Below are 16,063 nucleotides of genomic sequence, written 5' to 3' on the forward strand. Positions count from 1 at the left end.
TCCTCCTCCCAGACCGGTTCTCAGCTTCTCCGGCTCTCTGCGCTGGGGGTGTGTCTGTACTTATCCCTTCACTGGAAAATCATATACAGAAAATATACTGAAATGCTAACCTTCTTGTCAAGTTTACGGCCGAGCAGCTCCAATCTGTTAGCTTCAGGAACGTACAGATCATGGATACATTCATTGCCAAGCTCGACTATACTTTAAGGCTCCGATACAGCAGCTTTTTTCTCTACCTTTGGCGGAACAAGATCTACGCCGCCCGGATGAAACGGATGGCATTTCGCAATCCGCTTCGCAGCTAGAAGAGAACCTCTAAGTGCACCATGCACCTCAATCGCTTCCATCGCATACGCGGAACACGTTGGGTAAAATCGACATGTTGGCGGTTTTAAGGGAGAAATGTAATTGCGGTACACCCGGATCGGAGCTTGCACGATTCTGCGTGAAAGTTTCATCCCTAGTTCTTTCCGTGACTATGCACATGCTGGTGTGCCGAATCTTTCTTCGCAGGAGCATGTTCAGCACAATCCTTGCAGTATCCGAACACTTCGAACTTATGATCCACAACCTGAAATTGCTCTGGAGCATCAGCAAGCTGCATCGGGCAAAAAACGATCGGGTATGTCCTCTGGCAATTCAGGCAGATCATATGATGGTGATGATGATGTTCACTGCAATGTGCCCTGAATTTCACGCCATCTTCAAAAATGACTTGCTCCAGTACACCCAGTTCCTGCATGACACGCAAATTGCGGTATACGGTGTCAAAGCTTAATCCGCTGTAGGTTTTACCCATATATTCGTAGACGTCCTTGGGTGCAAGATACCCCGGTGATTCAGCAAATAACCGGGCAAGTGATTTGCGCTGGTCGGTTATCCGTAACCCCTGTGAGGACATCGTCGTTATAATTTGTTCTGTCGAAAGCATGACTTAAAGCACCTCCTGTCATACAAACATTTTTGCATTCTTCATCATGCGATATTCTTCTTGTACAAAAGCAACTATTTCGTGCTATTCGTCCACCTCTAATAATGCATGAAATAAAGTGTAGAGTCAACGAAGGTATACAATCCAAGTACATTGCACCTTTTATATCAACTTAATGAAGAAAGGACTCCATTTTCATGGAGTCCTTTCTGACGGTTCAGAAGATGAATAATTAGAGCGACTTTTGGGGTGAACGGGTATAAAAATTATAAGCTTTCACTCCAAACCGTACATTCACTTAAATCTTGTTCCCTTACTTCTCTGCTGGAAGTGGTGTGAACAGCAGATTTACAGGCAAGTTGCTGCCTGGTGCTGCAGAGAAAATAATGGTTACACTCTCTCCATAAGAACCTGTGCGATACAGCACACCTTGTTCATTCGGCGCACTCAAGGATTTACTGGACAACTGTACCAATTGACCGTTCACAAGTGCTGATCCATAATATTTGCCTCCGCGAGGATTAAATGAAATAAGTGTACGCGGAGCAACATTATTCAGAGTAATTTTGTACAGTACACCAAAGTTACCTGCGTTAGAAGCATCGGTATACGCCATAGGATCTGTCCCCACAAGGTTCGGATCACTTGCATTATCTCCTAATGGGAGACGTGCTGGCTTCGTGCCTACTTCTTGATCATACGTAATGATCCGTGTTGCATTCGGATAAGTCCCACGGTTATGAACACCGTCGCGATCCAGAACAGGCAATGAAGACAACTCGGTCATCGGATCTTTATTTTCTTCAATCATGATAACGTTGTAGTCAAGTTCATAATCACTGAAAGCGTCCGAGTAAAGTGAGATAACCTGTGCTTCTTTCATCGGAATGTTGTTAAGTTCCGTCAGGATCAGTTTACTTTGTCCTGGCTCGATATACACTCTCTTCTGATCTGCGCCAGTTTGCATGGATTGCAACCATTTATCAATAGACAATTTACCAGCTACCGTAGCAAATGGAGTTGGACCTGCAAAACCCATATTTTGCTGTTCAAACACAGCAGTATATGGATTGTTGTTCGTTGCAACTACGTACATCTTCACTCTTTTTCCCGTATTGTTGACATGGTGAATCATGAAACGTGTCTGTCCAATAGAAGATTCCTTGTAGACGATCCCTTCCTGGTTAACAGTTTCAGGGCTGTTACTGCGAATCAGCAAGCTGGACTCATCTTGGTACGTAAATGGTATCTTTTCCATAGCAGGTACTTCCCCGCCATTGAACGAGAATTTCTCACCTACTGGTGTAAACAATTGATTGAAATCAGACATACTATAGAGCGTCTCACTTGTGATATTAATAACTTTCGTATACGTATTGGTCAAACCATGCTTATCTGTAACGGTAAGAGATACGGTCTTAGGACCTGGAACGAAAAATGCAAGAGCGTTATTTTCCCACTCTCTTTTCTCAATCGCATTCTCATCATCTGTACTTTGATCAATATAGGTGATTTTTTCACCCATTTTGTACTCTTCCTTGTCCGTTACAAACATAGCTACTGGCGGAAGATTAGGACGCTCTACTTTGATCGTAAGTGAGAACGGATCACTCCATTGACCACTTGAATCTTGAACGGCATAGGTTACGTTGTAAACCCCTGGCTCGTCAAAAGAATCCTGGCGTCCTGTCCAGCGTTCATCCACAATGGTCAGACCGTTCGCTGCGCTATTTTTTGTAGTGTAGATCACGGGTTCCCCGGCAAAAACTTCTTTTTGAACCGTAAAGCTGGCTACCGGCTTCGAGTTTAGCTTCAACACAACCGTTTTGGAAGGCTGATTAACGGTATATGTGATTTTGAGTGCTTGTGTAATCGACGTTAATGGAATCATAAACGTATTTTTTTCTTGATATGCAGCACCTTTCATCGTTCTAGCTTCACCGTTAACGGTATACACTTTACTGTTTGTTTTAAAACGAAGCTCGTCTGTACCACTGATAATAATCGTCTCTTTGGTGGTATTGTCGTACTTCACATCATAGCCTACCCGGTCAACCAAAGCGCGAATGGCAACATATGACACACCCTTTTTCACGGCCATTGGCTGTCCAGCTGTATATGTTTTCCCGTCTTGAACCATTTTGCTGCTATTCATGTAAAGGGTGAGATCACCGCCAGATTTTGCAGTAGCGGACCCGCCATTTGTCGTTGGCTGTTCCACTTCTACAGGTGTCGGGGTTGTATCTTCACCTTCTCCTTGTTCTTCATCTGTTTCAGGAGTAACCGGCTTAGCTTCTGTTCCGGAAGGAGCAGTTGTTTCAGTTTCGGTTTCCGTCTCTATCGTACTTTCATTGTTAGCGGGTTGAGTGTTACCAGGTTGATTGGTAGCCGGCGTAGCCGTTCCTGTTTTTACTTCAGATTCATTAATCGGCTGCTCTTTTTTCAAAACCTCAACGGATTTCACTTTTGCAGTATTCACTGACGTAGTATCGCTTGATTCTGCTGTTTGTGCATTCGCAGGAATGACCGCAAAGGCCTGAAATACAGCAAAAGCGGTAAGTATAGATAATTTCTTTTTCAAATTCATTCTTTGTCTTTGGCTCCTTCTGCTCCCATTTTATTAATATCCCCTCTAAAAGTCATATGATTAGACGCTCCGAAACGGGAAAAGTTGCTAAAAAACATGAATAAGAATTGTAAACTTTTATTACGTGTGAAAAACTATGAAAATAGTGATGTGTTAATATAAACAAGCTCTCCTACGCACATTTCTAAATGATACATTTGGTTCAAAATCCACCATCTTTTGTATCCCAGTTTGTTTAGACTAGAGTTTACTTTGAAAAAAATTAAAAATAGCCCTTACGAAACATCGTTCGTAAAGGCTGCTTATGAATAATTACTCGCTTAATCTCCTGAACAAACCAATCCTGCTGTTTCCTCTCGGCCTTGCTCAATCAGACGATATGCTCGTTCAACTTCCTCTTCGGTTGGTGAAGGTACGCCATCCAGCGGATAAACTTTACCAAGCGCCTCCCATTTGTAGATCCCCATTTGATGATAAGGAAGAATTTCAAATTTCTCCACGCCATTTAGTGTGCCAATAAAACGACCAAGATTCAACAAATCCTCTTCCTGGTCATGGATGCCAGGCACGTATACATGTCTGATCCACATTTTTCGGCCATGATCGGATAACCATCGTGCTGTCTTTAATGTTCGTTCATTGGATTTGCCAGTCAGCTTGATATGCTTCTCGTCATCCATATGCTTCAGATCGAGCATTACAAGGTCTGTGTTATCTAACAAGTCATGAATACGGTCTGGTTCATTGAACCCGTTGCTATCCAACGTCGTATGAAGTCCCCAGCGACGTTTTACTTCCTTAAATACTTCTGCGACAAAATGCGCTTGCAGGGTAGGTTCACCGCCAGAAATGGTTAGTCCACCACCAGAGCTACGGTAGTAGGACAGGTACGGCTGGATTTCAGCCATTACCTCCTCCAATGTCATTTCTTTACCACCATCCAGTGCCCACGTGTCAGGATTATGACAATACTGACATTTGAGCAGGCATCCTTGCATAAAAAGCACGAAGCGGATGCCTGGGCCGTCTACGGTCCCGAAAGTTTCGAGTGAATGTATATGTCCTTTAACCATGCTGCCTCTTCCTTTCTTTTCGCATCCGCTATGCGTTGATTTTATGTTGAATTCGTAACCTAGACTGGATTAATGGAAAAGTGACTTACATCGAACCGTGGAAAGTACGGTTAATGACATCCAGCTGTTGCTCACGTGTCAGTTTAATGAAGTTAACTGCGTAACCCGACACCCGTACAGTCAATTGCGGATATTGTTCCGGGTGATCCATAGCATCGATCAGTTGCTGACGATCAAATACGTTTACGTTCAAGTGATGCGCGTTTTGACCAAAATATCCATCCATCATCGCAGTCAGATTGGATTTGCGTGTAGCATCTTCTTTACCCAATGCTTTTGGCACGATGGAGAAGGTGTTGGAAATACCGTCAAGGCTGTGTTCATAAGGCAGTTTCGCTACAGAGCCGAGGGATGCCAGTGCTCCTTTTTTATCTCGACCATGCATTGGGTTAGCCCCTGGTGCAAAAGGTTCGCCTGCTTTACGTCCATCTGGTGTTGTTCCTGTTTTCTTACCGTACACCACATTGGAAGTAATCGTCAGTACGGATTGAGTTGGAGTAGCGTTACGATAAGCTTTGTGTTTGCGAATCATGCCCATGAAGCTCTCAACCAGCTCTACAGCAATGCTGTCTACGCTATCGTCATTGTTCCCGTAACAAGGGAATTCACCTTCGATTTCAAAGTCAACTGCAATTCCTTGTTCATTACGGATCGGTTTAACTTTGGCATATTTGATGGCGCTAAGTGAGTCAGCTGCTACCGACAGTCCCGCAATACCGCAAGCCATCGTACGCAGAATGTCACGGTCATGGAGTGCCATTTCGATCCGTTCGTAGCTGTATTTATCGTGCATATAGTGGATCACGTTCAGAGTATTCATGTACAGTTTAGCCAGCCATTCCATCATTGGTTTGAAGCGTTTCATGACTTCATTGTAGTCCAGTACTTCACTTGTAATCGCAGGATACTCTGGGCCAACCTGTGCTCCCGATTTTTCGTCACGGCCACCGTTGATTGCGTACAACAACGCTTTTGCCAAGTTGGCACGTGCTCCGAAGAACTGCATTTGTTTACCGATCTTCATCGCAGATACACAGCAGGCAATGCCGTAATCATCGCCGTAGATTGGACGCATCAGATCATCATTTTCATACTGGATGGAGCTCGTTTCAATAGATACTTTACTGCAATAATCCTTGAAAGCTTGAGGCAATTTCGTGGACCACAGTACAGTCAGGTTCGGCTCTGGTGCAGGACCCAAGTTGTGCAGTGTATGCAGGAAGCGGAAGCTGTTTTTGGTTACCCGTGTTTCACCATTCATTGACATGCCACCGATGGACTCGGTTACCCAAGTCGGGTCACCACTGAACAACTCATTGTAATCCGGCGTACGCAGGAATTTGACAATCCGCAGTTTCATGACAAAGTGGTCAACCAGCTCTTGAGCCTGTTCTTCTGTCAAGATACCTTCTTGCAAATCACGTTCAATGTAGATGTCCAGGAAAGAAGATACACGTCCAAGGGACATTGCAGCACCGTTTTGCTCTTTGATCGCTGCAAGGTAACCGAAGTACAGCCATTGGAACGCTTCTTTTGCAGTAGTAGCTGGCAAAGAAATATCAAAGCCATGCATTTCACCCAATTGTTTCAGCTCTTGCAGTGCACGAATCTGCTCGGACAACTCTTCGCGCAGTCGAATAACATCTTCATCAATGACATCGACTTCCAGTGCATTGAGTTCACCTTTTTTGTTTCGAATCAGGAAATCTACCCCGTATAAGGCAACCCGGCGATAGTCTCCGATGATCCGTCCGCGGCCATATGCATCAGGAAGACCTGTGATAATCCCTGCTTTACGTGCTGCACGCATCTCGGAAGTATAAGCATCGAATACACCTTGGTTATGCGTTTTACGAATGTTTGTAAATATATCAATGACACCTTGTGGCATTTCGAAACCGTATGCTTCACAAGCATCAATCATCATACGAATACCACCGAATGGCTGAATGGAACGTTTGAATGGAGCATCTGTTTGAACACCGACAATCTGTTCTTTCGACTGATCCAGGTAACCCGGTTGGTGAGATGTTATGGTAGAAGGTGTATTTACATCCACATCAAGAACTCCACCATTATCGCGCTCTTTTTTGGTCAGATCGGAGACGATATCCCACAATTCCTTTGTATTCTGAGTAGCGCCTGCAAGAAATGATTCGTCCCCATAGTATGGAGACAGATTGTGTACGAGAAAATCATTCACATCTACCGTTTTAGTCCATGTTCCTTTGTTAAAATTTCTCCAGCCTGTTTGTTGTTTAACCTCTTTTTCGATCACCGACATCGTAATCCCTCCGCTTATTTGGATTTCTGAACAACTTCGCATTGCTGCAATAAACGTATTTTGGAGTGTTCAGAGCCGCGATTTTTTGTGAATTGTTTCACATAATCCGGAACACGATCTCTCTACTGGGGAACCGGAACCGCGGAATGAATGTTTTTCTTACAATTTCAGTATACGTCGTGCGGGTTTCACCATCTGTGATTTTTGTCACAAAGCAGGCAATCTATGTCACTCCAGTTGGGTGTGGTCCAATTGCACGACAAGGGATTGTTCACTCTTAGCCACTCCGCGGGCAGGACAACTCCAGATCGCCGTTATCCCCGGATTTTTTCCATTCACTTTTCCAAAGTGAAAATCCGTTGATAAATGCGAACGCTCCGCTTCTTCCGTCTGTCCTGCCCGCTCCGTTATTGTGAGAACCTCTATTGTGCAAACAGCCACCTCCCCCTTCCGTTCCTACCTGATTTGGGAACCATTGCTCCGCTATGCCCGGAGCAACTACAGGGCTTGAAGGAGGGTCCTGAAAAACGGAGGCTTCACCCCTCCGTTTTTCTGCCCATTTTTTTGCTGCTTACGCGGACTTCACCTTTGCTTCAGCCCCACTAGTGCATTACTAGTGTGACCTCGTTCATGCAATACTAGATTACTACTGAAAAACGGATGCTTCATCTCTCCGTTTTTCTGCCCATTCTGGCTCACTGCGATGACCTAGTCTACATTGCGCCTGCGGACGTTTCACTTCAACCTCGCACAAGTCCTGGCTGTCGGTCCTGAAAAACGGACGCTTCGCCCCTCCGTTTTTCTGCCCATCTCTTTTGCGAGTTCCCCTTCCGTTCTCACCTCCTTTCCTGTTTCTCTCCTCTTTAGGCCAAGATACGGCAATTGGGGCTCCCCGATGTGGGGAACCCTAAATCCATTGCCTCAGCCTGAAGAGGTTGATAATTATTTATGCTGCCTGTTATTCAAACTTGCCATAGAATGCATTGCGGTAAACTTCAGCAAGTTCGGTTACCAGCGGTAGTTTTGGATTCGCTGTTGTACATTGGTCTTCGAATGCACGATCTGCCAAGTAGTCCACACGTGATTCGAAATCTTTGGCGTCAAATCCAATCTCCTGGAACGATTCCTCGATGCCCAGTTTTTTGTTCAGATCGCGAATTGCGTTAATCAAACTGTTCACGCCTTCTTCAGTTGTGCGAGCTGGCAATCCCAGAATACGCGCGATCTCAGCATACCGCTCATCTGCTACAAAGTGCGAATATTTCGGGAACGATGCAAATTTCGTCGGTTTTTTCGCATTGTAGCGAATAACGTGTGGCATCAGGATCGCATTGGTACGTCCATGCGCGGTATGATACTGACCGCCCCATTTGTGCGCCAAGCTGTGGTTAATGCCGAGGAACGCGTTGGCAAAGGCCATACCGGCAATTGTGGAAGCATTGTGCATTTTCTCGCGTGCCAGTTTGTCACCTTGCAGTGCCGATTGCTCCAGGTATTGGAACACCAGTTGGATGGCTTTAATCGCCAGACCGTCTGTGTAGTCATTCGCCATAACCGATACATAAGCTTCGATCGCATGAGTCAGAACGTCCATACCTGTGTCGGCTACTGCGGTTTTTGGCAAACTGTATACGAACTCAGGGTCTACAATTGCTACGTCTGGTGTCAGTTCATAGTCAGCCAGCGGATACTTCGTATTGCCTTGCTCTTTGTCTGTAATAACCGCAAACGATGTAACTTCCGAACCTGTACCGGATGTTGTCGGAATCGCTACGAATTTTGCTTTTGTACCGAGTCTTGGATATTTGTAGATCCGTTTGCGAATATCCATGAATTTTTGTTTCAAGTTGTTGAAGTCTGTATCCGGATATTCATAGAACAGCCACATCGCTTTCGCAGCATCCATTGGGGACCCGCCGCCGAGTGCGATAATGCAGTCTGGCTGGAAGCGTTCCATCATCGCTGTACCCCGATCTACCGTTGTTGTTGATGGATCTGGCTCAACTTCAGAGAACACTTCAATCGCTACAGGTGTCTGACGTTGACGAAGGTAATGCTCTACTTTTTCGACATATCCAAGTTTCACCATCATCGCATCTGTAATAATCGCTACACGAGTGATATCCGGCATTTTAGCAAGGTATTGTGTTGCCCCTTTTTCGAAGTAGACTTTGTTCGGCACTTTGAACCATTGCATATTCACGGTACGTCGAGCCACCCTTTTCACGTTAATTAGGTTCACAGCAGTTACGTTAGAAGATGTTGAGTTACGTCCGTACGATCCACACCCCAGCGTTAGTGATGGCATGTTCGTATTGTAGATATCCCCAATCGCACCATGGGTCGAAGGTGAGTTCACGATAATCCGGCCTGTTTGCAGACGATCTGCGAATTGATTGATCACTTCTTCGTTGTTCGAGTGAATAACTGAGGAGTGACCCATTCCGCCAAATGCAACCACTTCTGCAGCACGCTCAATACCCTCTTTTGCCGTTTTCACTTTGTAACAAGCCAGCACTGGACTCAGTTTCTCAGCCGACAGTGGGAACTTCGTACCTACGCCTTCTATCTCGGCTACCAGAATTTTAGTGCCCGCCGGCACTTCAATGCCGCACATTTTCGCAATGTTCACAGCGGACTGACCTACAATCGCCGGGTTAACCGCGCATTTCTCTGCATTGATTGCACCTGCTGTCAATTTTGCCGCTTCATCTTTATTTACGAAGTAACATCCGCTCGCAATCATTTTCTTTTTCACTTGGTCGAAGATTGGCTCTTCAATGATTACCGCTTGTTCGGATGCACAGATCATACCGTTATCGAAAGACTTCGACAGAATCAAATCTGTTACCGCTTGGTTGATGTCTGCACTCTTTTCAATAAAGCAAGGTACGTTACCTGGCCCTACGCCCAGTGCCGGTTTACCACAGCTGTATGCTGCACGTACCATTCCTGATCCACCTGTCGCAAGGATGAGCGCCACGTCATTATGATTCATCAGTGCGTTGGTACGATCCATGGACGGATCATCAATCCATTGAATACAATCGGCTGGAGCACCGTTTTTCACAGCAGCTTCAAGTAGAATTTTGGCTGCCTCACGGCTGCAGTTCTGTGCAGATGGGTGGAAACCAAAGATGATTGGGTTACGCGTTTTAATCGCAATCAATGCTTTAAACATCGTTGTTGATGTCGGGTTGGTTACCGGTGTGATCCCCATGATAATACCAACCGGCTCAGCGATTTTTTGGAAGCTGTCGTACTCATTGTCTTCAATCACGCCTACTGTTTTTTCGTACTTAATGCTGTTATAAACGTATTCTGTTGCGAATATATTTTTAATGATTTTATCTTCATATACACCGCGTCCTGTTTCTTCCACAGCCATTTTAGCAAGCATCATATGTTTATCCAGTCCCGCAAGTGCCATCGCTTGCACAATCTTGTCAATCTGCTTCTGGTCCATGGACATGAATGCTGCATGTGCTTTGTTCGCTTTGTCGATTAACGTTTGAATATACTGACCTGCTGTCGGTTCTTTTGCTGGGGCGACTTCATTCTTTACAGCCATCTCCCTCATCCTCCTAAAGGTTCGTATTGGTTTGTCTCTCTTCTTTACATTCACATCGTATCACGGGGAAAAGGTACAGTATGTGATTTTTTTCACAAAATAAGACGAATTTTAAATAAGTTTTTAAGAGCTCTTTTGGCGTGACATTTCACGTTCTATTATAAATAGTACATCATTTGCCTTATTCTCCCCTTCCGAAAGTGAATTTAATCACAATGTTTGGAATTTCGTCATTTTTGCAGGCTTCCCATGCCCCTCAAACGGTGAGATTAGGTATATACTGAACTTAAAAATTGAACCACCGCAATTTGTACCGTACCTCCAAACAGACAGGAATGCCCTGATCAGGATGGCACAATTTGCGGCGAACCTCGGGGGCTATATGTAGCTATCACTCGCCAGACCGGGGAGATGAAGGGGAGATCAACGTATGAGAGAACAAACAAACGTACTGGAAAAACGCGGCAACACCAGCTGTTTCTCGGAAGTGAACTTTAATCATCTGCTCGTTACGATGAAAGACCGCACTTACCCGGAAGGAACCCATTTATACTGGGAAGGTGACGTCTCTGACAAGCTTTATTATATGAAACGGGGACGTGCCCAGATTACCAAATCTACGGACGAAGGCAAGGAATTGATCATGTACATGTATCAGACAGGTGATATGATCGGGCAGGCTGATCCTTTTTTCGGCTCCAGACACAGCTTCTCGGCGGAAGTCCTGGAAGACAGCGAGATTGGAGTGCTAGAACACAAAGATCTGGAAATGTTAATCTGTCAGCACTGTGACTTTGCGATTGATTTCATGAAGTGGATGGGCATTCACCACCGTCTGACACAGACGAAGTTCCGAGATTTAATGTTATACGGCAAACCCGGAGCGCTCTGTTCTACCTTGATCCGACTGTCGAATTCCTATGGGGAACCGCATGGTGATCATGTGATTATTCATAAAAAAATTACCCACACGGATCTATCCAATATGATTGGAGCTACCCGTGAAAGTGTGAACCGCATGCTCAGTGACCTTCGCAAAAAAGATGCCATCGAGTATGACAACGGCATGATCGTGATCAAAGACCTAAAGATGCTGCAAGGTATCTGTCACTGCGAACTGTGCCCGAATGAAATCTGCCGCATCTGATGATGAACATTATCCAGACCTGTCTTCGTGTTTAATCACGGTTTGGAACAAGTTAGAAGCAACTTAACGCAGAACGTAAAAAAAGCCCAATTCAAAACCGTGGGCTTTTTGTGCTCTCTTCTATATGCTAAGATACGCTGATTAACTCCAGTTTCACCGCATCACGTGGACCTAATTTCATATCTAATCCATTCTCTATTAATTCTTTGTCATTGACTTTAATCACCCAGCGCTCATTCATACGGGGCATAATATTTTCGACCGCAACAACGAATTTGTTATTCTCCGACAGCCGCACAACCCCACTGGACTTTAATACGTCACGAACAGTGCATTCTTGTACATAAATACCAGCATATTGCCGATTCAAATTCGGTTTAACACTACCACCGCTAACCTTCAGAAGGGTTGTCTGATATACAACACCTTCTCCTCCGCTGTCAGCAGCTTTGACGTATATGACCACTTCATCTTTGGCATGAAGCTCCGTATTCCAGTTTTCAGGTTCAATATCCTTGCCGTTCAATTTTACCGCCCAGATTAAAGATGAATCAAGTGATACCTCTCCAACCGATTGAATCCGTTTGCCGTCTGCCGTAAAATCCACCAGCCCGCTGTTATACAACGCCTTTTTGAGCGTCATTCCTTCACTAAAATCCCGTTTAATGGATTTCGTAGCATCAGGTAAAAAGGTACTACCATCAATGGCAACCGTAATGGTATTCGCTGAATCTTTCTCGGAGACAACCGGCTGCTCGGAAGGCTGTGGTTCTCTGGTGCACCCCGTAAGGAATAAGAGAACAAGCACACATAGACTTATATAACCGGGAATTTTCTTCATCATGTAGGTAACACCACCCTGCGTAAAATCATTCACCCTGTTGTCCATACCCACTATTATGTCATATTTTTCGATAAAAAAAAGTGTCAAAGCCGTTACTTTTGTGATTCGCCTAATATGTACATCATCTATAGAAAAAAAGAGAGCCTGCATGAAGGCCCTCTCGTTAGCCAAGCATTCATCTTATTCTACTGCTAACAACTTATTGAATATAAGCTTGCATATAGGTACGGCCTCCGTCTACATCTTTCACATACGGGTTGATTTCAAACGTTTGTGCGCCTGACACAAAAACACCTGTAAGCAAACGTCCTTTACGAAGTGCACCATCTACCTGTACACAACAGGATGGAGCAGCTACGTATTCTTGGTACAGCGGAACATGCCCACAGGGCTGATGAACTTTAAACAACTTGCCCTGCTCATGGAATGGACGATCCGAGAAATACGTGGGCACAATATATCGTGCGATCACTTCCAGTTCATCCACTGTATAAAACAGCTCATCTCCAAGCCAAGGTGCTAACATGCGAATTTTTTCATATTGTGACCAAACGAGTGCCTGAATCATCATTTCAATCTGGACATATTTACCGTTGCCTGCCTTTAGACAAAGACGATCGCTCTGGGGCTTCCTTAGATGATCTGCCCGGTGCGGCATCCGCAGCTCATAGCCAATGCATTTCCAACCGTCAGGGGCCTGGATCCATTTTTGCAGCACTGCCGGAGACGACCCAGGGCCAGCGGTGTTCAATAACTCATCTTCTACATGAACAAGGTTGTCAGCACCCCAATGTGAGTCTGTCGAAGGTTTGAACAGTTCGGCTGTTTTCTGATAAATCAGATGAACCTGAATGGATGCGCTCTCAAGTTCTGCGATATCTTGTTTGCCGTAGCGTATTTCACTGGATAAGCTTTCTTCTCTCATGACAAGTGGCCTCCTTCGCTCCGGCCGTCTGCGGCCATTTTCTATAGATTATACTACATCTCATGACAACATGTGCACAGACTCAAGAAAAAGTAGCATCTAAGCTGTGTTAGAAAACAAAAAACTCCTGATTTCACTGGAAATCAAGAGCTTTTGTCTTACTACAAGCAAAATCCGCCAATCTTTATTCCACCCATTGCTCTGCCCAGTCTTGAATCTGATTCATAACAGGTTGCAATGCCTTGCCTTTTTCGGTCAGCTCATATTCGATTCGAACCGGCGTTTCCGGGTATACATGACGCACCAGAATACCTTCACTCTCCAGATCTTTCATCCGTTCTGATAACATTTTGTCACTCATAGATGGGATCAGATTGGAGATGTCTTTGAATCGCTTTGAACCACTCATCAACGTTTGAATAATCAAACCGTTCCAGCGCTTGCCCAAAAAGGAAAACGCCGTCTCAAAGCGCGGACACATCCGCAGATCTTGGTCTTCCACTTTAATCACCTCTTTAGAGATCACTCAGCTTACGTTTTGTTAGTATATTTCATAATAACACATTTGAGTTATAAAGAAAACGCCTGTCTCAAAAAAATTCAAATTTAAAGAAGCGAAATTCAAAGCTAACTCTATATGTTCAGTATACAACATGTTTTTACAGCTAACCATCTAATTGTTATTTAACAACGACTACTCTTATATTACCCAAAAAGAACCCTTCTACCACAGTCAAGCGACTTTGGGAAAAGGGTTCCTGTTATTCGTGCTACTTTATGACGAATGTCCATTGAATAAAGCTGTGCCTTAGACCAGCACGCCACCAATTGGTCTTACAGGTTCACTCTTACCATATTGCGGCTTCGAGTTACGGGTAGGGTAGGCCCATTTTACAGCGTTGCTGATCACTTTCAAAATTTCCCGATTGTAATATGTTGGGTACGTCTCGTGTCCAGGTCGGAAGTAGAAGATTTTACCTTCTCCACGGCGGAATGTGCATCCGCTCCGGAATACCTCGCCACCCTGGAAATTGCTCACAAACACCAGCTCATCCGGCACTGGAATATCGAAGAATTCACCATACATTTCTTCTTTTTCCAACACAATTTTAGCATCGATGCCTTCAGCAATAGGATGTGATGGATTGACACACCAGACGATCTCCTGTTCATCTGCTACTCGCCACTTGAGATCACAGCTTGTGCCCATTAACGCCTTGAATGGCTTTGAGAAATGACCAGAATGAAGCACAATCATGCCCATACCATTCAACACGCGCTGGGTAACCTTCTGTACAATCTCATCGCTGACACGATCATGCGCCATATGTCCCCACCATATAAGCACATCTGTGGAATTCAGCACTTCATCACTCAAACCGTGTTCAGGCTGATCTAGTGTAGCTGTTCGAATCGCAAATCCTTCGCCGCCAAGTCCATCCGCAAGTGCACAGTGTAGACCGTTCGGATAAACTTCCTTTACTTCATCATGTATTTTCTCATGGACAAACTCATTCCAAATGGTGACGTTAATCATATTCAATTCCCCCTAGTATAGCTCTAAACCCACCACATATCTCCCAGCGGTTCTTCGATTAATACTTGCTGGAGATTTTGTACGGCTTTTGAAAATCCTTCTTCTACCGACATCAGACCATCTTCATGTTCAATACTTACGACATAATCATATCCAACCAGACGCAGGGCACTCATAATGTCTGCCCACGTTTTGTTATCATGTCCGTAGCCAACAGAACGGAACTGCCAAGCACGATCCAACATGTTGGTATAATCCTGCATATCTGTTACCCCGTGTTTGTTCACGTTCACTGGATCGATTGTAGTGTCTTTAGCATGGAAATGATGGATAGCATTTTCACGACCCAAAATGTGAATCGCCTGCACCGGATCAATTCCTTGCCACCACATGTGACTTGGATCAAGGTTAGCCCCAATCACTTCGCCTGCTGCTTCGCGCAGTCTTAGCAAGGTTGCTGGTGTGTGTACCGAGAAGCCACCATGCAGTTCCAGACCCACTTTTACATTACGATCAGCAGCAAATTTACCCCATTCAGTCCAGTAAGGAATGACTTTGTTTTCCCATTGCCATTTCAAAATTTCTTGAAAATCATTCGGCCAAGGCGCAACAGGCCAGTTCGGATATTTCGCATCTTCATGGTCACCTGGACAGCCAGAGAATGTATTCACAACAGGTACTTCCAACTTCTCAGCCAGCTCTACTGTTTTCACGAAATCATCGTGGAAGCCTTTGGCGATGTCTTTTTGCGGATGCAACGGGTTACCGTGGCAGCTAAGGGCACTGATTGTCAAACCACGTGATTCCACCGCGTTCTTGAAGTTTTTGAGCGCTGTAGGGTTACTTAACAATTCGTCTGGCTTACAATGAGCATTTCCTGGATGTCCACCTGTTCCGATTTCGACTGCTTTGAGTCCCTTGGAAGCTACATAGTCAAGAGCATCCTCTAATTTACGTCCACCGAATAGTACCAAAAATACGCCGAGTTTCAAGTGCAATTCCTCCCTGATTTAGATAATGTATAATTGCTTGGTTTGGCTATGTCTGTTCGTGCTGTTCCGTTCTCTAGCTTGTTTAGTTATTGTGGAAAAACAAACATCATTC

Annotated in this window: 13 protein-coding genes; 1 reads left to right on the forward strand and 12 read right to left on the reverse strand. The window is 44.7% G+C overall.

The genetic code is table 11. The annotated features are described in order from the left end of the window. Positions 1–203 precede the first annotated feature (203 nt). The 7 genes from yidD to adhE all read right to left on the reverse strand — a co-directional run bounded on the left by yidD (position 204) and on the right by adhE (position 10,506). Positions 204–458: a membrane protein insertion efficiency factor YidD gene (gene yidD, locus PQG66_RS09275; RefSeq protein ID WP_272037402.1), complete on the reverse strand. Its 255-nt coding sequence runs from the start codon at positions 456–458 to the stop codon at positions 204–206. Positions 459–460: 2 nt separating this feature from the next. Beyond that, entirely contained in the window at positions 461–931 is a 471-nt protein-coding gene (locus tag PQG66_RS09280) for a Fur family transcriptional regulator (RefSeq protein WP_272037403.1), read from the reverse strand. 313 nt (positions 932–1,244) lie between these two features. Further along, positions 1,245–3,518 carry a stalk domain-containing protein gene (locus tag PQG66_RS09285; protein ID WP_272037404.1) on the reverse strand — a complete coding sequence of 758 codons (2,274 nt, stop codon included), beginning with the start codon at positions 3,516–3,518 and terminating at the stop codon, positions 1,245–1,247. 320 nt (positions 3,519–3,838) lie between these two features. Next, positions 3,839–4,591: a pyruvate formate-lyase-activating protein gene (pflA, locus tag PQG66_RS09290; protein ID WP_272037405.1), complete on the reverse strand. Its 753-nt coding sequence runs from the start codon at positions 4,589–4,591 to the stop codon at positions 3,839–3,841. Positions 4,592–4,676: 85 nt separating this feature from the next. After that, positions 4,677–6,935: a formate C-acetyltransferase gene (gene pflB / locus PQG66_RS09295; RefSeq protein WP_272037406.1), complete on the reverse strand. Its 2,259-nt coding sequence runs from the start codon at positions 6,933–6,935 to the stop codon at positions 4,677–4,679. A 228-nt stretch (positions 6,936–7,163) separates the two neighbouring features. After that, entirely contained in the window at positions 7,164–7,376 is a 213-nt protein-coding gene (locus tag PQG66_RS09300) for a hypothetical protein (protein ID WP_272037407.1), read from the reverse strand. A gap of 517 nt (positions 7,377–7,893) precedes the next feature. Further along, on the reverse strand, positions 7,894–10,506 hold the full coding sequence (gene adhE, locus PQG66_RS09305) for a bifunctional acetaldehyde-CoA/alcohol dehydrogenase (protein WP_272037408.1): 2,613 nt from the start codon (positions 10,504–10,506) through the stop codon (positions 7,894–7,896). 430 nt (positions 10,507–10,936) lie between these two features. Here adhE and PQG66_RS09310 point away from each other — a divergent pair, with 430 nt between their 5' ends. Then, entirely contained in the window at positions 10,937–11,653 is a 717-nt protein-coding gene (locus PQG66_RS09310; protein WP_272037409.1) for a Crp/Fnr family transcriptional regulator, read from the forward strand. A gap of 127 nt (positions 11,654–11,780) precedes the next feature. On the opposite strand, the gene PQG66_RS09315 is transcribed toward PQG66_RS09310, so the two are convergent. From PQG66_RS09315 to PQG66_RS09335, 5 genes are all read right to left on the reverse strand, one after another. Then, positions 11,781–12,497 (reverse strand): hypothetical protein, encoded by a 717-nt coding sequence (locus PQG66_RS09315; protein ID WP_272037410.1) that lies wholly within the window; start codon positions 12,495–12,497, stop codon positions 11,781–11,783. A gap of 199 nt (positions 12,498–12,696) precedes the next feature. Continuing rightward, positions 12,697–13,422, reverse strand: coding sequence for a hypothetical protein (locus tag PQG66_RS09320; protein WP_272037411.1), 726 nt, complete (start codon positions 13,420–13,422; stop codon positions 12,697–12,699). Positions 13,423–13,606: 184 nt separating this feature from the next. Further along, the gene (locus PQG66_RS09325) at positions 13,607–13,903 is read right to left on the reverse strand and encodes a winged helix-turn-helix transcriptional regulator (protein WP_442955089.1); all 297 of its coding nucleotides are present in this window, start codon (positions 13,901–13,903) and stop codon (positions 13,607–13,609) included. Positions 13,904–14,230: 327 nt separating this feature from the next. Further along, the gene (locus PQG66_RS09330) at positions 14,231–14,959 is read right to left on the reverse strand and encodes a ThuA domain-containing protein (protein WP_272037413.1); all 729 of its coding nucleotides are present in this window, start codon (positions 14,957–14,959) and stop codon (positions 14,231–14,233) included. Between the two features lie 23 nt (positions 14,960–14,982). Continuing rightward, the gene (locus tag PQG66_RS09335; RefSeq protein WP_272037414.1) at positions 14,983–15,951 is read right to left on the reverse strand and encodes a sugar phosphate isomerase/epimerase family protein; all 969 of its coding nucleotides are present in this window, start codon (positions 15,949–15,951) and stop codon (positions 14,983–14,985) included. Between the last annotated feature and the right edge of the window lie 112 nt (positions 15,952–16,063).

It is taken from the genome of Paenibacillus sp. JJ-100 (assembly GCF_948329825.1).
Lineage (GTDB): Bacteria > Bacillota > Bacilli > Paenibacillales > Paenibacillaceae > Paenibacillus.

What these genes read in the sequence shown, in the direction of transcription:
- PQG66_RS09310 (WP_272037409.1), top strand. Translation starts at nt 10,937, where the DNA reads ATGAGAGAACAAACAAACGTACTGGAAAAACGCGGCAACACCAGCTGT.
- pflA (WP_272037405.1), bottom strand. Translation starts at nt 4,591, where the DNA reads ATGGTTAAAGGACATATACATTCACTCGAAACTTTCGGGACCGTAGAC.
- PQG66_RS09315 (WP_272037410.1), bottom strand. Translation starts at nt 12,497, where the DNA reads ATGATGAAGAAAATTCCCGGTTATATAAGTCTATGTGTGCTTGTTCTC.
- PQG66_RS09330 (WP_272037413.1), bottom strand. Translation starts at nt 14,959, where the DNA reads ATGATTAACGTCACCATTTGGAATGAGTTTGTCCATGAGAAAATACAT.
- adhE (WP_272037408.1), bottom strand. Translation starts at nt 10,506, where the DNA reads ATGGCTGTAAAGAATGAAGTCGCCCCAGCAAAAGAACCGACAGCAGGT.
- pflB (WP_272037406.1), bottom strand. Translation starts at nt 6,935, where the DNA reads ATGTCGGTGATCGAAAAAGAGGTTAAACAACAAACAGGCTGGAGAAAT.
- PQG66_RS09280 (WP_272037403.1), bottom strand. Translation starts at nt 931, where the DNA reads ATGCTTTCGACAGAACAAATTATAACGACGATGTCCTCACAGGGGTTA.
- PQG66_RS09285 (WP_272037404.1), bottom strand. Translation starts at nt 3,518, where the DNA reads ATGAATTTGAAAAAGAAATTATCTATACTTACCGCTTTTGCTGTATTT.
- PQG66_RS09325 (WP_442955089.1), bottom strand. Translation starts at nt 13,903, where the DNA reads ATGTGTCCGCGCTTTGAGACGGCGTTTTCCTTTTTGGGCAAGCGCTGG.
- PQG66_RS09320 (WP_272037411.1), bottom strand. Translation starts at nt 13,422, where the DNA reads ATGAGAGAAGAAAGCTTATCCAGTGAAATACGCTACGGCAAACAAGAT.
- yidD (WP_272037402.1), bottom strand. Translation starts at nt 458, where the DNA reads ATGAAACTTTCACGCAGAATCGTGCAAGCTCCGATCCGGGTGTACCGC.